This window comes from Prevotella sp. PTAC, assembly GCF_013166535.1.
Classification (GTDB): Bacteria; Bacteroidota; Bacteroidia; order Bacteroidales; family Bacteroidaceae; genus Prevotella.
Map to the genome: position 1 here is coordinate 125,367 of NZ_JABKKK010000001.1, position 17,437 is coordinate 142,803.

The 17,437-nt window shown below is 47.7% G+C and carries 14 protein-coding genes; 10 read left to right on the top strand and 4 right to left on the bottom strand.

Annotated elements, in window-relative coordinates:
* Positions 1-2 precede the first annotated feature (2 nt).
* Both HPS53_RS00520 and HPS53_RS00525 read right to left on the bottom strand, forming a co-directional pair.
* Entirely contained in the window at positions 3-692 is a 690-nt protein-coding gene (locus HPS53_RS00520; protein ID WP_172203987.1) for an HAD family hydrolase, read from the bottom strand.
* A 38-nt stretch (positions 693-730) separates the two neighbouring features.
* On the bottom strand, positions 731-1,540 hold the full coding sequence (locus HPS53_RS00525; protein WP_253942787.1) for a hypothetical protein: 810 nt from the start codon (positions 1,538-1,540) through the stop codon (positions 731-733).
* 941 nt (positions 1,541-2,481) lie between these two features.
* Here HPS53_RS00525 and HPS53_RS00530 point away from each other — a divergent pair.
* The 8 genes from HPS53_RS00530 to HPS53_RS00565 all read left to right on the top strand — a co-directional run bounded on the left by HPS53_RS00530 (position 2,482) and on the right by HPS53_RS00565 (position 14,387).
* On the top strand, positions 2,482-3,372 hold the full coding sequence (locus HPS53_RS00530) for a serine O-acetyltransferase (RefSeq protein ID WP_172203812.1): 891 nt from the start codon (positions 2,482-2,484) through the stop codon (positions 3,370-3,372).
* A gap of 155 nt (positions 3,373-3,527) precedes the next feature.
* Positions 3,528-5,150, top strand: a complete 1,623-nt coding sequence (locus HPS53_RS00535; RefSeq protein WP_172203814.1) for a THUMP domain-containing protein — start codon at positions 3,528-3,530, stop codon at positions 5,148-5,150.
* Positions 5,140-7,341 (top strand): DPP IV N-terminal domain-containing protein, encoded by a 2,202-nt coding sequence (locus HPS53_RS00540; RefSeq protein WP_371741720.1) that lies wholly within the window; start codon positions 5,140-5,142, stop codon positions 7,339-7,341. Before HPS53_RS00535 ends, HPS53_RS00540 begins: the two co-directional genes overlap by 11 nt.
* A gap of 108 nt (positions 7,342-7,449) precedes the next feature.
* A complete protein-coding gene (purD, locus tag HPS53_RS00545) occupies positions 7,450-8,718 on the top strand; it encodes a phosphoribosylamine--glycine ligase (RefSeq protein WP_172203816.1) in 1,269 nt (422 codons plus the stop codon).
* Between the two features lie 13 nt (positions 8,719-8,731).
* The gene (locus tag HPS53_RS00550) at positions 8,732-9,670 is read left to right on the top strand and encodes a hypothetical protein (RefSeq protein WP_216651856.1); all 939 of its coding nucleotides are present in this window, start codon (positions 8,732-8,734) and stop codon (positions 9,668-9,670) included.
* A complete protein-coding gene (locus tag HPS53_RS00555) occupies positions 9,646-10,098 on the top strand; it encodes a YqaA family protein (RefSeq protein ID WP_104369320.1) in 453 nt (150 codons plus the stop codon). Before HPS53_RS00550 ends, HPS53_RS00555 begins: the two co-directional genes overlap by 25 nt.
* A 281-nt stretch (positions 10,099-10,379) precedes the next feature.
* On the top strand, positions 10,380-13,763 hold the full coding sequence (locus HPS53_RS00560) for a DUF2723 domain-containing protein (RefSeq protein WP_172203993.1): 3,384 nt from the start codon (positions 10,380-10,382) through the stop codon (positions 13,761-13,763).
* 12 nt (positions 13,764-13,775) lie between these two features.
* Positions 13,776-14,387, top strand: a complete 612-nt coding sequence (locus HPS53_RS00565) for a polysaccharide deacetylase family protein (protein ID WP_104369321.1) — start codon at positions 13,776-13,778, stop codon at positions 14,385-14,387.
* 335 nt (positions 14,388-14,722) lie between these two features.
* On the opposite strand, the gene HPS53_RS00570 is transcribed toward HPS53_RS00565, so the two are convergent.
* Entirely contained in the window at positions 14,723-15,181 is a 459-nt protein-coding gene (locus tag HPS53_RS00570) for a DUF4890 domain-containing protein (protein WP_172203820.1), read from the bottom strand.
* 185 nt (positions 15,182-15,366) lie between these two features.
* Here HPS53_RS00570 and HPS53_RS00575 point away from each other — a divergent pair, with 185 nt between their 5' ends.
* Positions 15,367-16,047, top strand: coding sequence for a DUF4230 domain-containing protein (locus tag HPS53_RS00575; RefSeq protein WP_104369323.1), 681 nt, complete (start codon positions 15,367-15,369; stop codon positions 16,045-16,047).
* Positions 16,048-16,073: 26 nt separating this feature from the next.
* On the top strand, positions 16,074-16,682 hold the full coding sequence (locus tag HPS53_RS00580; protein ID WP_158249567.1) for a DUF4230 domain-containing protein: 609 nt from the start codon (positions 16,074-16,076) through the stop codon (positions 16,680-16,682).
* A 20-nt stretch (positions 16,683-16,702) separates the two neighbouring features.
* On the opposite strand, the gene tsaA is transcribed toward HPS53_RS00580, so the two are convergent.
* On the bottom strand, positions 16,703-17,380 hold the full coding sequence (tsaA, locus tag HPS53_RS00585; RefSeq protein ID WP_104369325.1) for a tRNA (N6-threonylcarbamoyladenosine(37)-N6)-methyltransferase TrmO: 678 nt from the start codon (positions 17,378-17,380) through the stop codon (positions 16,703-16,705).
* Between the last annotated feature and the right edge of the window lie 57 nt (positions 17,381-17,437).

Consider the following 17,437-nt stretch of genomic DNA (forward strand, 5'->3'; position numbering starts at 1 on the left):
TATTATAATATTTCCTTCAATTCCGTTATCACCGCGTCGGCCGCCGACGTGTCACTTTCAGTTGTGTCCGTCCATCCCTCGCCTCGCATCCATACCGTGCGGCAGCCCGCTCTCTTTGCCGGAACAATGTCTTTGTCATAGCTGTCGCCCACCACAGTAACCTTACCGGGCTCCATTCCGAGGGCCTCCACACCGAGAGTGAATATGCGATGGTCGGGCTTGCGAACGCCTACCACGGCCGATTCCACGATACTGTCGAACAGCCCGTCAAGCCCGAACTCCCCGAGCACCGTAGATATATTGCCGTAGAAATTGCTGACCAGCGCCATCGGATAACGCTCTTTCAACTTCACGAGCACGGCCTTGCTTTTCGCGGTCTCTTCCTTTGTCTGTCCATAGAGTATGTCGAGCACAGCTTCCTGCCATCGCATGGTGTCGAAGCCTGGCTGTCTATCGGATATATACTCCATCTCTATCCGCAGTTTCACAGCGAGTGTCTTGCGAAAAGTATAGTCGGGCTGTATGATGGGATTACGCGCCAGTTCACGCTCGGCATATACGTATGCCTCGCGGAACAGTTCTTCGCCTACCGGCACGCCGGCACGCTCGTAGGCATGCCATATCCGCCGCCCCCAATGGCATCCGCCCGTGTCGAGCGTCCCGCCATAGTCGAAGATATACCCTTCCGTTATTTTATGCTTGTCTGTCATTTGAGTTTTCTTTATATTTATTACCGCTTGATGCGCTTAATCACAATTTCCGCAATTGCACTTGCCGCCTCTTCCCTGCATCGGGAGAAGCTGGGCCAGTCGTTGAAGTCGATTATAGTCACGCCTCCGCCACTGTCTACAATGCAGTCGCCGCCATACACCACCGTATCGGCGGCTTCGGCTACACATCCGGCCATGGCACGAAGCGACGATAAGTCGAACTGATAATGAGACGGGGCACCGTTACGGCGCTCATCGCCAAATTTCCAATTTCCATCGTCACCGGGATAGCAGACATGAAAAAAATCCGTGCCGCTCACCCCGTAGAATTTCACGAGGTCTCCTTGCACGTGCGCCTGTACTATCACGTCTTTTATTCCAGCGCTTTTCATGAAAGCCATTTCCGCCTCAGCCTCCTGCCAGTCTGAGGCAAACCGTATATCACCCGGACCTTCGGCCGTTCCATCGGCCCTTTTGAGCCAATAGCCACAGTCACCATGCGATGAAGGAAGCGGCACACCGACCTGTTTCATTATATCGTTGATCAACCTGCGATTACAGCATGCCTCCACACCGCTTCCACTGTTTACCACCGGCACGCCGGCCGACTCCATTCGTTTCAGCATCGCCACGGTAGACGGTTCGCGCCCCATGGATATACACGCCAAAGCATCGGCCGCACCCGAAAAATCGGTCTCGGCCAATATCTCCACTTCATATCCGGCACGCCGCAACTCATCGGCCGCACCCTCAAGAATGGCAGCGTCTTTATCTACCGAATTCGGCGAGAAACGCTCTGCCCTGCTTATTGCGTAAATCTTTCGTAGCACGTCGCTTTTTTTCTCCAACGGCAAAATTATACAATATTTCTTACATAGAAAACTTTTTGACGGCAAATATTTTTCCGTTTTCGGCAAATGAGCAAAAAACGGGCATTATTTAAGAAATTAAGAATACTTTTTAATATATTTTAAAATCGGCTTGTCGACCGGTGATCGCTGTCCGGCGTATCGTAAAGTGTATCGTAATAACGCTTGCAATAAAAACAATTTAAGTGTAACTTTGAAGACGACAAAACTATTTCCACACACATAAGCCATGATTTTTATTTACAAAACATCCACAAATAACGACATTGTGACCAACAACAAGAAAACAAAAACGCTACCGACCAACACCTTGATATTTGACATGCAAGCGACAATACCGCCATAGCCATACCATTATATGACAACAGTAGGCTACAAACAAGTCTACGGTTGCGAAAACATGCCCGTACACATGTTGTGACACAGGTATGAGAACTTACACAAAGAGGCTTCCGGCATCCGTCCGGAAGCCTCTTTTTTGATTGCAACGGGATATTAACCGGCACACAACGGGCATCTAAACGCAATGCAACGGGTATCTAAATGGAAAGTAACGGGTATCTGAATGGAAAGTAACGGGTATCCGAACATAAAACATCAAGAATAAAGCCTTACTACAATAAACAATTTATCAAAAATCAATGTATTTTTCATCTGAACGCACTACATACACGCATCATAAAGATAAAAATACCCGCACCGCTCTGTATGATATTTTATTTACAAAATACCATATAACAAACTTTTTCCGGCCGCATCTGTCAAGAACCGCCACAATCATCACGGCATCAATTTCCGGCATTTTCCCACATTTCCGAGACCTGTAAAAAAAGTATTATTTAATTTGTGTATTTGCGAGGTTTGCAGTATCTTTGCAGTCATAAAAATATTGACACAACGAGATGAGCAATACAGATTTCACTCATATATTGACCCGTACGGTTGACGAGTTGTCGGAAGCGAAGTCGCTCGAAGGTTTGTTTCATCAGCACCGGGACGGCACCCCGCTGCCCTCGGGAAAGGCACTCAAAGAAATAATAGGGTTGGCACGATCCATTCTTTTCCCTGGATATTTCGGAAAATCATCTGTCAATACCCGAACAATCAGATATCACATCGGCGTGAACATCGAACGGATGCACAAGCTACTTACCGACCAGATCATGGCCGGACTGTGCTTCTCGTGCCACGACAGCGAGGACTTCGACCCAAACGAATGCCGTGACAAGGCATGCGATATATCCGCGCGACTGATAGAAAAAATACCCGAAATAAGACGGACGCTCGCCACCGATGTGGAGGCTGCATACAACGGGGACCCGGCGGCAGAAAGCCATGGGGAGGTAATATCGTGCTATCCGGCGATAAAGGCGCTTGCCAACCATCGCATAGCACATGAGTTGCTGCTGCTCGGCGTGCCGCTGATACCAAGGATAATATCAGAAATGGCCCACTCGGAAACCGGCATCGACATACATCCCGGAGCAAGTATCGGCCACCACTTCACGATAGACCACGGCACCGGTGTGGTGATAGGAGCAACATGTATCATAGGTAACCACGTGAAACTGTATCAGGGAGTAACACTTGGGGCAAAGAGTTTCCCGCTCGACAACAACGGCAACCCCATCAAAGGCATACCGCGCCACCCCATACTGGAAGACAACGTTATCGTATATTCCAACGCCACTATACTGGGACGCATCACAATAGGCCGGGGTTCGGTGGTTGGTGCCAACCTGTGGGTGACGGAAGACATGAAACCCGAAAGCAAGGTGGTGAAAAAGGTATAGTAAGGAGATGAGGATTAAGGAGATGAGGGTATTACCCGCAAAAGCCGCATACTCCATTGCCGCCATTTAACATCAGGCATCCGCCACCCTACACTTAACATCCGCCAATCTGGTATTTGACATCTGACATAAAGAAATAACGAATAAATATATAAATGGAACAGGAATTTGAGTTAATCGCCAAAACATTCATGGGCTTGGAGCCCGTATTGGCGAAAGAACTGACCGGCCTCGGCGCGAATGACGTGCAGATAGGCCGCAGAATGGTATCATTCACCGGTGATAAGGAACTGATGTACAGAGCAAACTTTCAGCTGCACACAGCCATCAGGATTTTAAAGCCCATCTGCCACTTCAAGGCTCTGTCGGCCGACGACGTATATGAAGAAGTGAAAAAAATAGACTGGACGTCATATATGTCTGTCGACAAGACTTTCGCGGTAGACTCGGTGGTTTTCTCGGAAGAGTTCCGCCACTCGAAGTTTGTTTCCTATAAGGTGAAAGATGCCATTGTAGACCAATTTCGTGAAAAAACGGGCAAGCGTCCGAACATCAGCGTGGCAAACCCCGACATACGCCTGAACATGCACATTGCCGAAGACCGCTGCACACTGTCGCTCGATTCGAGCGGCGAGAGCCTGCACCGCCGCGGCTACCGCCAGGAGAGTGTGGAGGCCCCGCTGAACGAAGTGCTGGCTGCCGGAATGATCCTGATGACCGGCTGGGAGGGAGAGACAGACTTTATAGACCCGATGTGCGGCTCTGGAACATTGCCCATCGAAGCCGCTCTCATAGCCTGCAACATGGCGCCCGGACTGTTCCGCAAGGAGTTTGCCTTTGAGAAATGGGCCGACTTCGACAAGGACTTGTTCGACAGGATATACAACGACGACTCGCAAGAGCGGGAATTCAAACACCACATATACGGCTACGACATCGACATCAAGGCAGTGAACACCGCACGCCTCAACGTAAAGGCAGCGGGACTGACAAACATGATAACCATCAACGAAGGCGACTTTAAGGATTTCACGCAGCCTGAGAACAAAAGCATCATCGTGACCAATCCTCCCTACGGCGAGCGCATTTCCACGCCCGACCTGCTCGGTACATACAAGATGATAGGCGAACGGTTCAAGCATCAGTTCATGAACAACGACGCATGGGTGCTCAGCTACCGTGAGGAGTGTTTCGACCAAATAGGCCTGAAACCGTCAATCAAGATACCGCTTTACAATGGCTCGCTGGAATGCGAATTCCGCAAATATCAGATTTTCGACGGAAAACTCAAGGATTTCAGAAGCGACGGCGGCATAGTGAAGACGGAAGAGGAGAAAAAACAGATGGCGGAGAAGCACCGGTTCAAGAAAGAGCGGGAATTCAAGAAAAGGCTTTCGTCCGATAATGAAGACAACGAAGAGGACGATATACGCTCATTCAAGTTCCGCCATGTGAAGTTTGAGAACCGTGACGGTATCGACGGCAGAGCGCATGGCAGAGAACGCAGGAACTTCGACGGTGAAAGAAGAAGTTTCGGCGGCGAAAGAAAGAGTTTCGACCGGGATAAAAGAAGTTTCGACCGTGGCGGAAAAGGATATGACCGCGAACGCAGAGGGTACGAAGACAACGGCGGAAACCGCGGTGGACACGAACGATTTGACCGCAGCGGCAAAAACTATGGCAAGCCCGCAGGCAAGGGCGGATACGGAAAAAGCGACAGAACGAGAGTGAGCCGTGACTACGGCAAGAGAAACAACAGATACGGCGATGAGAATTAAGACATTCGGATATGCTCTAATAGTATTGTCCATGTTACCGGCCATGACCATGCACGCACAACTGAAACAATTCACTCTCGAAGATCTCAACTTCGGAGGAAACAACTATTACAACATGTCGCCCAAAAACATGTACATAACATGGTGGGGCGACAGGCTGATGTATCAGGACGCCGAGGAAACAGGCACGGTTAACATGAAGACTGGCGAGAGGAAAATGCTGTTCACTCTCGAAGAAGTCAACAAGGCATCGGATGGAGACAAGGTGCGTTCTATGATGAATGTGCGGTATCCCTACCCTGACGAACCGCTTGCTTTGTTGAGTAACGGCAAGCGGCGCATATTGTACGACTGGCAGAAAAAGACAGTAGCATGGAGACAAAACTGTGAAGGCGAGACGTTTGCGGACTGGAACAGCAAGTCGAGAACCGTGGCGTTCGTGAAAGGACACCAGTTGTTCGTGACCGACGCCGACGGCAAAACGACACAAATAACGACCGACGGAAGCCGTGACATAGTATACGGCCAGGCCGTGCACCGCAACGAGTTCGGAATAATGAGCGGCACATTCTGGAACAACGACGGCAACCGCCTGGCGTTCTACCGGATGGATCAAAGCATGGTCACAGACTATCCGCAGGTGAACACGTTCGCAAGAATAGCCGGCCATGAGCCTGACAAATATCCGATGGCTGGCATGACAAGTCATAAAGTGACAGTGGGAGTGCATGACATGAACACAGGAAAGACCATATACCTGAACGCAGGAGACCCGACAGACCGTTACTTCACGAACATCGCATGGAGTCCCGACTCAAAGACAATATACATACAAGAGCTGAACCGGGACCAGAACAAGATGCGTCTCGTGAGCTACGATGCCGAGACAGGCAACAAAAGGGATGTGATATACGAGGAAAGCAGCGACAGATATGTGGAACCCCAGCATCCTATAACCTTCCTGCCATGGGACAACGGCAAATTCATAATGCAGAGCCAGCGCGACGGATACAACCATTTATATGTCGTAGACACGAATACAAAGGTTTACCCTGATACACACCGAACCGATTTTGGCGTGGCATACAGGGAGTATTATAAGACAAAGCAGCTCACATCCGGCAATTTCGTAGTGCAGGAAGCAGTAGGATTTAATGCCAAGAAGAAAAGCATCATCATCCTGTCAAACGAGAAAAGCCCTATACAGAGCAACCTGTTTGCCGTGAACACGACAACTGGAAAACGCACCGCACTTGACAACGGACGCGGAGTGCATCACGGTGTGCTGTCGGCAAGCGGGGCATTGATGTATGACAAATACAGCGAACCGGACGTGCCTCGCAACATCGAGATTGCAAACACTGCCACTGCAAAACGCGACATGATTTTCAGCGCACCCGATCCATGGGCAGGATACAATGTACCGGAATACTCTTGCGGCAGCATCAAGGCCGCCGACGGCATCACTGACCTGTACTACAGAATGGTGAAACCTGTCAATTTTGATCCGGCCAAGAAATATCCCACCGTGGTTTACGTATACGGAGGCCCACACGCACACAACGTAGACGCACGATGGCACTACATGAGCCGCTCATGGGAAACATACATGGCACAGAAAGGATACCTGCTTTTCATACTCGACAACCGTGGAAGCGAGAACAGAGGACTGGCATTCGAACAGGCCACATTCCGCAATCTCGGACAAGAGGAGATGAAAGACCAGATGAAGGGCGTGGAATATCTAAGGTCGCTTCCGTACGTTGACACCGACAGGCTGGGCGTACACGGATGGAGCTTCGGCGGATTTATGACCATATCGCTGATGACCCACTATCCGGACGTATTCAAAGTCGGTGTCGCCGGAGGCCCCGTGACAGACTGGAAATGGTACGAGGTGATGTACGGAGAACGGTATATGGACACCCCCGAGAGCAATCCCGAAGGCTACAAACGCACATCCCTGATAGATAAAGCGAAAGATTTGAAAGGCAGATTACAGATAATCATCGGCATGAACGACCCGACGGTGGTGCCGCAGCATGCATTGCAGTTCATCAACGCATGTACGGAAGCAGGCACCCAACCCGACTTCTTCGTATATCCGGGCGAAGGACACAACATGTCAGGCCACAAAAGCGTGCATCTGCATGAGCGGATAACCCGCTATTTTGAAGACTACCTGAAATGAAGCCACCGGTAAAAGAGAATCCGTAAGATAAAGATAAGAACGGACAACAACAAATTTCTATTCGGAGAAAACAAACATCAATAATGCAAACAATAAAAACAATATAACATGAAGATACTGTTGTTAGGAAGCGGCGGCAGAGAGCACGCCCTGGCATGGAAAATAGCGCAAAGCCCGCAAGTAGACAAACTGTTCATCGCCCCGGGTAACGCCGGGACAGGCAACTGCGGAGAAAACGTGGCGATAGGCGTCAACGACTTTGAGGTCATCAAGGCGTTTGTTGCCGACAAGAAAGTGGACATGGTGGTCGTAGGACCGGAAGATCCGCTGGTAAAAGGCATATACGATGATTTTAAGAACGATGAAAGAACCAAGAACATACCGGTCATAGGACCGTCGAAAGCGGGAGCCGTGCTTGAAGGCTCAAAGGATTTCGCAAAGGGATTCATGCAGCGCCACAACATCCCGACGGCCAGGTATAAGACAATAGACGGCAACACCCTCGAAGAAGGACTCGCCTTTCTGGAAACACTGGAAGCCCCGTATGTGCTCAAAGCCGACGGACTATGTGCCGGAAAAGGCGTACTGATACTTCCCACGCTCGAAGAAGCCAAGAAGGAACTGCGCGAAATGCTCGGCGGCATGTTCGGCAACGCTTCGGCACAGGTGGTCATTGAAGAGTTCCTCAGCGGTATAGAATGCTCCGTATTCGTGCTCACAGACGGCAAGAACTACAAGATATTGCCCGAGGCAAAAGACTACAAGCGTATAGGAGAGCATGACACCGGCCTGAACACGGGCGGCATGGGCAGCGTGACCCCTGTACCGTTTGCCACGGAAGAATGGATGAAAAAGGTGGAAGACCGCATAATACGCCCCACGGTAGACGGGCTGGCTGCCGAAGGCATAGACTATAAAGGATTTATATTCTTCGGCCTTATCAACGTCAAAGGCGAGCCGATGGTGATAGAATACAATTGCCGCATGGGTGACCCCGAGACCGAGAGCGTGATGCTACGCCTGAAAAGCGATATAGTAGACCTCTTCGACGGTGTGGCAAAAGGCGACCTCGACAAGCGCCTGATTGAGTTTGACGAGCGCGCTGCTGTCTGCGTGATGCTTGTAAGCGGCGGCTATCCGCAGGAATACAAGAAAGGGTATCCCATAACAGGAATAGAGAATGTGGAAGGAAGCATGGTATTCCATGCCGGAACGGCACTCAAAGACGAAGAGGTTGTAACGGCAGGCGGACGCGTCATAGCCTTAAGTTCTTACGGAAAAGACAAGGCCGAGGCTCTGGCAAAATCGTTTGAGGAAGCCAAGAAAATCCAATTCACCGACAAGTACTTCCGCAGCGACATAGGAAGCGACCTTTGATTTCAGCCAAACAATGGTCAAACGACTGCAAAACAAGATTTCGGAAAGCAGAATGGCACTGCCCGCGGTCGCTCTGTACGGGGTGGCTGTATGGCTGGCGGACGGACTGTACCACATGCAATGGTGGATACAGTTCGCCTGCTTTGTTTTATCTACATACCTGATGATCGAACTGAACAACAGCAACGCACTTATCAGAATTTACAGCAGGATGGTATCGTGCTCATTCATTGCGATAGCCTCAATGTGCTGTTTCATGTTCGATGCCATGAATGAAGCCATCGCCGCAACATTAATAACAGCCGCATACCTGCTGCTGTTCCACTGCTATCAGGATAAGACAGCCACGGGAAAGACATTTTACGGATTTATTATGATTGGCCTGTCGAGCATGTTCTACGTGCATACACTTATATTAATACCGGCCATGTGGATAATGATGATTTTCTACATACAGTCGATGAGCCGGCGCACATTTCTCGCTTCCGTTATCGGAGTGGTGACACCATACTGGTTTGCCACATTATATTATATCTACTCCGACAATCCATTGGCATCGTTAGACCACTTCATGCCTCTATCGGAGATAAGCTATCCGCCGGACTACACCATACTGTCTGTAAACCAGGTTGCGACATTCATATTCATAGCCATACTCGCAGTCACCGGAATGATACACTTCGCACGCACGGCCTACAACGACAAGATAAGAATAAGAATGCTATATAACTGTTTCATCCTCATGGCACTGTTTGTAATGACACTGGCTGTGGCATTCCCGCAACATTATGATATCCTCACGAGGATCCTCATAATAAACACCGCTCCGCTGGCAGGACACTTCATCTCACTCACACGGACACGGGTGACAAACATCGCATTCTGCCTTATCATGATTACAATAATAGCAATAACAGGAGTTAATCTATGGATGTCATCACCGCTCTTCTGACCGACTACGGATATTTCGGGATATTGGTAGCCTCGTTTTTAGCTGGCAGCTTCTTCCCTTTCAGCAGCGAGGCCGTAATGATAGCGCTTCTCGCCGCAGGCCTGAACCCGTGGCTTCTCATCGTCTACGGCACGATAGGCAACGTGGCGGGAGGAATGTTCAACTATGCCATCGGCCGGCAAGGCAAGATGGAATGGATAGAGCAATATCTACACGTGAAACGCAAAGATCTGGACAGAGCAGAAAAATTCATGGCCGGTCACGGAGCATGGATGGGCTTCTTCGCCTTCGTCCCCATTCTCGGCAGTGCCATCACGATAGTGCTCGGACTGATGCGTGCGAACATCACAATATCGTTCATAAGCATTACGATAGGCAAATTCCTAAGATACGTATTACTGATATACGGTGCAAGCATGCTGATATGAACAAAAACATAACAAGACATACCTCCACCGTTAAACCGTATATCTACTAAAAAACGAATATAAACGCCATAAGGGTCAGAGACGCTTATGACGTTTTGTTTTTTTTATCAACCGGACACACATTAAACACGAACCAAGCGACAGCCGGATACGAGTTAAAAAAAACAAAATGCTCAATATCTCACCTTATTTATATTACCTTTGCACGGATTATATCATCGTCAAAAGAGCATTGACAGAATAACCAAAATTATAGAATAACATAATAACCATTTGGAATGATGAAACAATTCAGACGAGTGGACAATCTGCTCGGGTGGCTATCTTTCCTGATAGCAGCCTTTGTGTATTGCTCCACTATTGAACCGACAGCAAGTTTTTGGGACTGTCCGGAGTTTATCACAACAGGATATAAACTCGAAGTAGGACACCCGCCAGGAGCACCTTTCTTTGCCATGACGGCAAATGTCTTCTCACAATTCGCAAGCGATCCGACACAAGTGGCATACATGGTAAATATGATGAGCGCCTTGCTCTCGGCAATCACCATAATGTTCCTGTTCTGGTCAATATCGCATCTCGCGCGCAAACTGCTCATAAAAGACTGGAATGAGCTTACACTACCAAAAGCAATCGCAATAGAAGCCTCAGGACTTGTAGGCGCTTTGATATACACTTTCAGTGACACTTTTTGGTTCAGTGCTGTCGAAGGCGAGGTATACGCCTATTCATCGGCATTCACCGCAATTGTGTTCTGGCTGATATTGAAATGGGAAGACCATGCCGACGAGCCTCACAGCGACCGCTGGTTGGTACTGATAATGTATATGACCGGTCTGTCCATCGGTGTGCACCTGCTAAACCTGCTTTGCGTACCGGCACTTGTGTTGGTATACTACTACCGCCGATTCCCTCACAAAAACTCCAATGCCGATCTGCGTGGCTCACTGATTGCCCTGGCAATATCCGTGGGTATACTCGTAGCCGTACTCTACGGAGTGGTGCCTGGCATCGTGCGTGTAGGCGGATGGTTTGAGTTGTTCTTCGTAAACACCCTCGGCTGCCCGTTCAACACAGGCGAGATAATATATATAATACTACTCATTGCCTGCATTATATGGGCTATATATGAGACATACAACGACAAAAGCCAAAAGCGAGGCGACATTGCTTTCATCGCCTCGGTGGGCATGCTCGGCATACCGTTCTACGGACACGGCATTTCTTCCGTAATAATCGGAATCATAGTCCTGACCGCACTGTGGTTCGCATTGAAGTATACAAAGAAAGGTATGCCGCTAATCAGTTCGAGAGTAAAGAACACATCATTGCTCTGCATGCTTATGCTGATGATCGGTTATTCAAGCTATGCGATGATAGTGATACGTTCTTCCGCCAATCCTCCGATGGACCAGAACTCTCCCGAAGACATCTTCACACTCGGAGAATATCTCGGACGAGAGCAATATGGCAACAGACCGTTGTTCTACGGCCAGGCATATACATCGCAAGTGGCTCTCGATAAAGACGGAGAGTACTGCCGCCCGCAAATGAAAAAGGGCGCACCGGTATACCAACGCAAGGAAAAAGCGTCTGCCGACGAGAAAGATTCATACTTCGTAGTACGCACAAGAGACGAATACAAGTATGCACAGAACATGCTGTTCCCACGCATGTACAGTGATACCCATGCCGGAGCCTATGAAAGTTGGATGGGCGGAGTGAGCGGCAGCCAGGTTCCTTATGACCGCTGCGGAGAGCCGATGATGATAAAAATGCCGTCGCAACTCGAAAATCTGCGCTTCTTCCTGTCTTACCAATGCAACTTCATGTACTGGCGTTATTTCATGTGGAACTTCGCAGGACGCCAGAATGACCTGCAAGGTAACGGCGAACTGGAACACGGTAACTGGATAACCGGCTTCTCTTGGTTTGACAACTGGCGACTGGGCAATCAGGATCTGCTGCCTGACGAGTTGAAAAACAATAAAGGACACAATGTGTTCTACTGCCTGCCGCTACTACTCGGACTTATCGGCCTGTTCTGGCAGTCACTGAGAAAAGGCCCTAACGGCATCCGCCAGTTCTGGGTAGTGTTCTTCCTTTTCTTCATGACCGGACTAGCAATCGTAATCTACCTCAACCAAACACCTATGCAACCGCGCGAACGCGATTATGCATACGCAGGCTCGTTCTACGCTTTCGCAATCTGGTGCGGACTCGGAGTCGCTGCCATAATTGAAGAAATCAACCGCAAACTAAAAGGCCATGAGACAGTGGTGGCAGCAATAGTGGGAGCCGCCTGCCTGCTTGTCCCCGTGCAAATGGCATCACAGACATGGGACGACCATGACCGCAGCGGACGTTACACATGCCGTGATTTCGGACAGAATTATCTAATGTCGCTTCAAAAAGAAGGCAATCCGATCATTTATACAAACGGAGATAATGACACGTTCCCTCTCTGGTATAATCAAGATGTGGAGGGAGTACGTACAGACGCACGTGTCTGCAACCTCAGTTATCTGCAAACAGACTGGTACATCGACCAGATGCGGCGCCCCGCTTACGACTCTCCTTCCGTGCCGATAACGTGGAACCGACTTGAATACTGCTCCGGAACAAACGAATATGTGCAGCTGAATCCGATGATGAAAGAGAGCATCAAGGAACTCTATAAGACTTATCCGGAAGAAGCCAAGAAGATGTTCGGAGACGAACCGTTTGAATTGAAGAACATACTTAAATACTGGGTACGCAACGATGTAGACGAAAATCAGCGCGAAGTGATGACTCTCCTCACCGGAGGAGACCGCGGAAGCATTCACGTAATACCGACTGATACAGTATATGTAACCATCGACAAAGAAGCGGTGAAGAAAAGCGGAATGATGATGGCAACCGATTCGATACCTGATAAGATGGTAATCTCACTCGCTGGAAAGAGAGCTTTATACAAAGGTGACCTCATGATGCTTGAAATGATAGCCCAAAGCAATTGGGTACGCCCGATATACGTAGCTCTCACCGTAGGCCAGGATAACTACATGAACCTCGGAGACAACTTCATACAGGAAGGTCTTGTAAACCGCATCACTCCGTTCACGACTAATACAGCGGGAGCGAAAAACTTCGACACAAAGCGCAGTTATGACGTGATGATGAACAAGTTCAAGTTCGGCGGAATAGACAAAAAAGGTATTTACATTGATGAAACAGTTATGCGCATGTGCCATACAAACCGCCGTGTATTCGTGCAACTGGCAATGAACCTTGCCGCAGAAGGACAAACCAAGAAAGCCGCAGAGGTATTGGCATATCTTGACAAGAATATCCCCGAATACAACGTACCTGTCGACTACTCTTCCGGGTCGCTCGACGAAGCACGTGTATATGCAGCGATTGGCAACAAAGCCGCGGCAAATCATCTGATAAAAGAACTGTGGAAAAAATCAAGCCAATACCTAAATTGGTATCTGTCACTCGAAGGAATACGCTTCACGAGCGCACAACGAGAGTGCATGATTAATCTGCACATAATGCAGCAAGCCGCCATCATAGCCAATGAGACCGATCCCACATGGGCAGAAAAGAAGTTGAAAGAACTTGAAATATTCGCTGAAAGATATCAAAACAAAGGCGGTAAGTTCGGAATAGAAGGCTAATAAAGTAACAAGATGATAATAGAGCAACCGGCTATGTGGTTGCGCTGGTTATACCCCAGAGCAACATGGAGAATGGACAAACATGAGAAAGCCATATATCTGACTTTTGATGATGGTCCTATACCGGAAGCGACTCCATTTATCCTTGACACTCTTGCCAAAGCCGGAGTCCACGCCACATTCTTCATGGTAGGTGATAACGTAAGAAAATATCCTGAACTATACCGAAGAGTAGTGGCCGAAGGGCATCGAATCGGCAACCACACCTATAATCACATAGGTGGATTCCGTCACTCGATAAAGGCGTATTACGACAATGCGGAGAAAGCGGACGAACTGTTACACACCAATTTGTTCCGCCCCCCGCACGGTTGGATGCGCTTGGATCAATACATTTGGCTCGGCCGGAAATACCGTATAGTGATGTGGGATCTTGTCACCAGAGACTACTCCAAGTGGATGACAGCCGAGGGAGTACTCAACAACGTGAAACGGTACACACGCAACGGTTCGATAATAACATTTCACGACTCTGTAAAAAGTATCGACAAATTGCATAAAGCCCTGCCTGAGGCTATAAAATGGCTGAAAGACGAGGGTTATGAGTTCAAGACTTTCGAGTAAAACAATTATGCCCGACCAATAAACTTGAAACGCCGGAAATATATTTCCGGCGTTTCAAGTTTTCTATAATATCGTATTTTCAAATCATCAGAGCGGATAATACCAACAAGGACTTTATTAATATTCATTTATGCACACAAAGAATTAAAGACCATTGATTATAAAACAAAAAAGGGCGCGCCTTAGTTTTGACACGCCCCGTTACCCTTTAATTTCTTCTTACTTAAAAAATTAAAACCTCATGAAGCCAGGCACACTTGCCTTTCCTTGCTTTTCATTTACCTAAATCACTATTATGTTCACCAAATCATTATGACTATCTTTATTTTATTTCTTTATTTCCTGCCTGCTTGTCTTCTTGCTTCTATGTCTTTCTGATATTTGGCATACTGCTCAGAAGTCATTATGGTCTTCAATTCTTCATCATATTTCCTCATGTTCTCACGCATTTCTTTCATATCAGGTCTTATGCGTACATTGTTCCCGGTAGCGGGAGCTGTTCTCTTACGCATAGAGGTGTCACGTCTTACGGCTCTCTCCTTTCCTGCATTTGTATTTCTTCCCGCACGATTTCCCATTCCGCGCCACATTTGTCCTTGATACTTCGTGTTAAGCTCAAGCAACTTTTGTGCCTGCTCCGCATTCAAATCATATTTCTTAACTGTGGCCTCCGTGCGTCTCTTCACGATTTCCGTTCGGTCCATTCCATTACGTCCGCGTCTGTCTTCGTTCTGAGCCATTGCTGTGGCACTGATTATCATCATTGCGGCCAATGCCAGTATAGTCTTTTTCATAATCGCTTCTTGTTTATAGCTGTTATTAATACGTTTATTCTGTCGCGACTGGTTATATGATGCCGTAATGTTTTAAAAGTTTAAATGATTGACAAAAATAATTTCATTTTTATGCAAAACGGATGTTTTTTCTTATTTTTGCAACAATAATAATCACTCCAAAACTATAATTACGAAACTACGATATGAAACTGATATACTTGCTTTTGACAATTATGATAATATCAGGGTGTTCATGCTCGGCAGACAAAGAGAATGCGCCTGAACATAATTCGGAAAACACAGACAGCCTGCCTATGCTTGTTATGCAGATACGAAAACACTCACGACTATATACTGCCGAGTATAGAATAAAAAAAATAGTGACCCACGACGACGTAAAACGCCTAAAAGGAACATTTCTCGGCAAACAATTCGATATGAAAATGCCAATCGGAGACCGCAAGATAGCTATCCCGATGAGTGCCAAACTGAAAGCATATATCGACTTTTCCACATTCTCAGAAAAGAATATCGAACGGGATGGAAATAAGATTACCATTATTCTCCCCGATCCAAAAGTGACCCTTACAAGCAGTAAGATAGACAGAAAGAACATCAAAGAGTTCGTATCAATCACCCGTTCGCATTTCACTGACAAGGATATGACCGACTATGAAAATCAGGGACGTGAAGCTATCATATCGTCAATCACCCGTACCGGGATAATAGAGACCGCACAAGAAAATGCCGCCCAGATTATAATACCAATGATAGAACAGATGGGTTACGAGGGAAAAGACATCACAGTGACATTCCGTAAGCAATTCGATGAGAGCGACTTAAAAACACTTATCGATGCGACAACAGTGGAAAAGATACCATGACATGACAACACTATAGCATGAAAGAAATGAAAAAGAAGATCGCAAGCATAGCGAATATAAAGTTTATAGTTGTTGCACTGACACTGATTGCATTATCGGTGGTGGTGTACAAGCTACTGAACATTGCCGAAGAGACATCTATCACGGTGGAAAACGACAAGAGGATAGACATCACTCCCGAACATATAGAGTCGATAAAAGCCATCGGTGAATGGGAGTTTCTTTCCGTGTCAGACGAGGAAATGATTGATACGGTGCGTCGAGGGATGTTCTCCGACGACCACCTTGTGCGCATTTATTACGGGACAATGCGGCTTGGAATTAACATGCACCACGTAAAATCAGAATGGATAAAAGTATCCGGTGATTCCATAACCATGATTTTACCTGCGATATCACTACTTGATAGAGATTTCATAGACGAGGCCCGCACACGTTCTTTCTTTGAAAGCGGCCGATGGACCAATGCTGACCGTGAAGCAATGTACAAACGGGCACATACCAGGATGCTAAGACAAGGAATGACAAAAGCCAACATAAACAGTGCACGCAACAACGCAGATACACAAATACGAAACATGCTGAAGTCCATGGGATTTAAACATATAATAATAAGGTTTGACGAAAGACCTTGACTTCATTGCAACGTGGTTCACTACACACGGTCTACAACATCTATAACCCTCATCACTTCACCATCGACTGTAAACCTCACGTCACGACCGGCAAACGGCATACCATATACACGCAGCGGATCTGAGTGATAATGGGGCCGAGGGTCGAGGGCAAGCGCCTGTTTGAGTGCGGCCAACTCATCATCATCAAACAGTATCTCATGCTCTTCTTTCATCTCCACCGCAAGCATTTTCCATTGCTCCGTGTCTGTAAACCCGCTTCTCACTCCCGAGTGACAGTCGGCCTGCACCACATAAGGCTTAATGTCATATACAGGCGTTCCATCCATCAGGTCTGCTCCGGACACTTCTATTGCCAGTCTGCCACCCTGCATCCCTATTCTCTCTATCCGCACGGCTGATAGTCCCAGGTTATTGGGTCTGAATGGAGAACGGGTCGCAAAAACTCCCATCTGCTTGTTTCCTCCAAGCCGTGGAGGGCGTACCGTAGCATGCTTGCGCGCTGACAAGTTCTCGGAAAACCCCCAAATAATCCACAGATAGTCGAAACCATCGAGTCCCCGAACAGAATCCGGATCTGAATAATCGCATGTAAAAACAATCTTTCCCCGCAGCTTGGGCACCAGTCCGCTTTGTCTGGGTAGTCCAAACTTAGAGGTAAACGGCGAACTGAAATATGCTATCGGTTTTATTTCCATTGTTTACGTAATCTTTTAAGAGTCAAGAGTGTTTTTTGTTTTATGAGTCAGACTTAA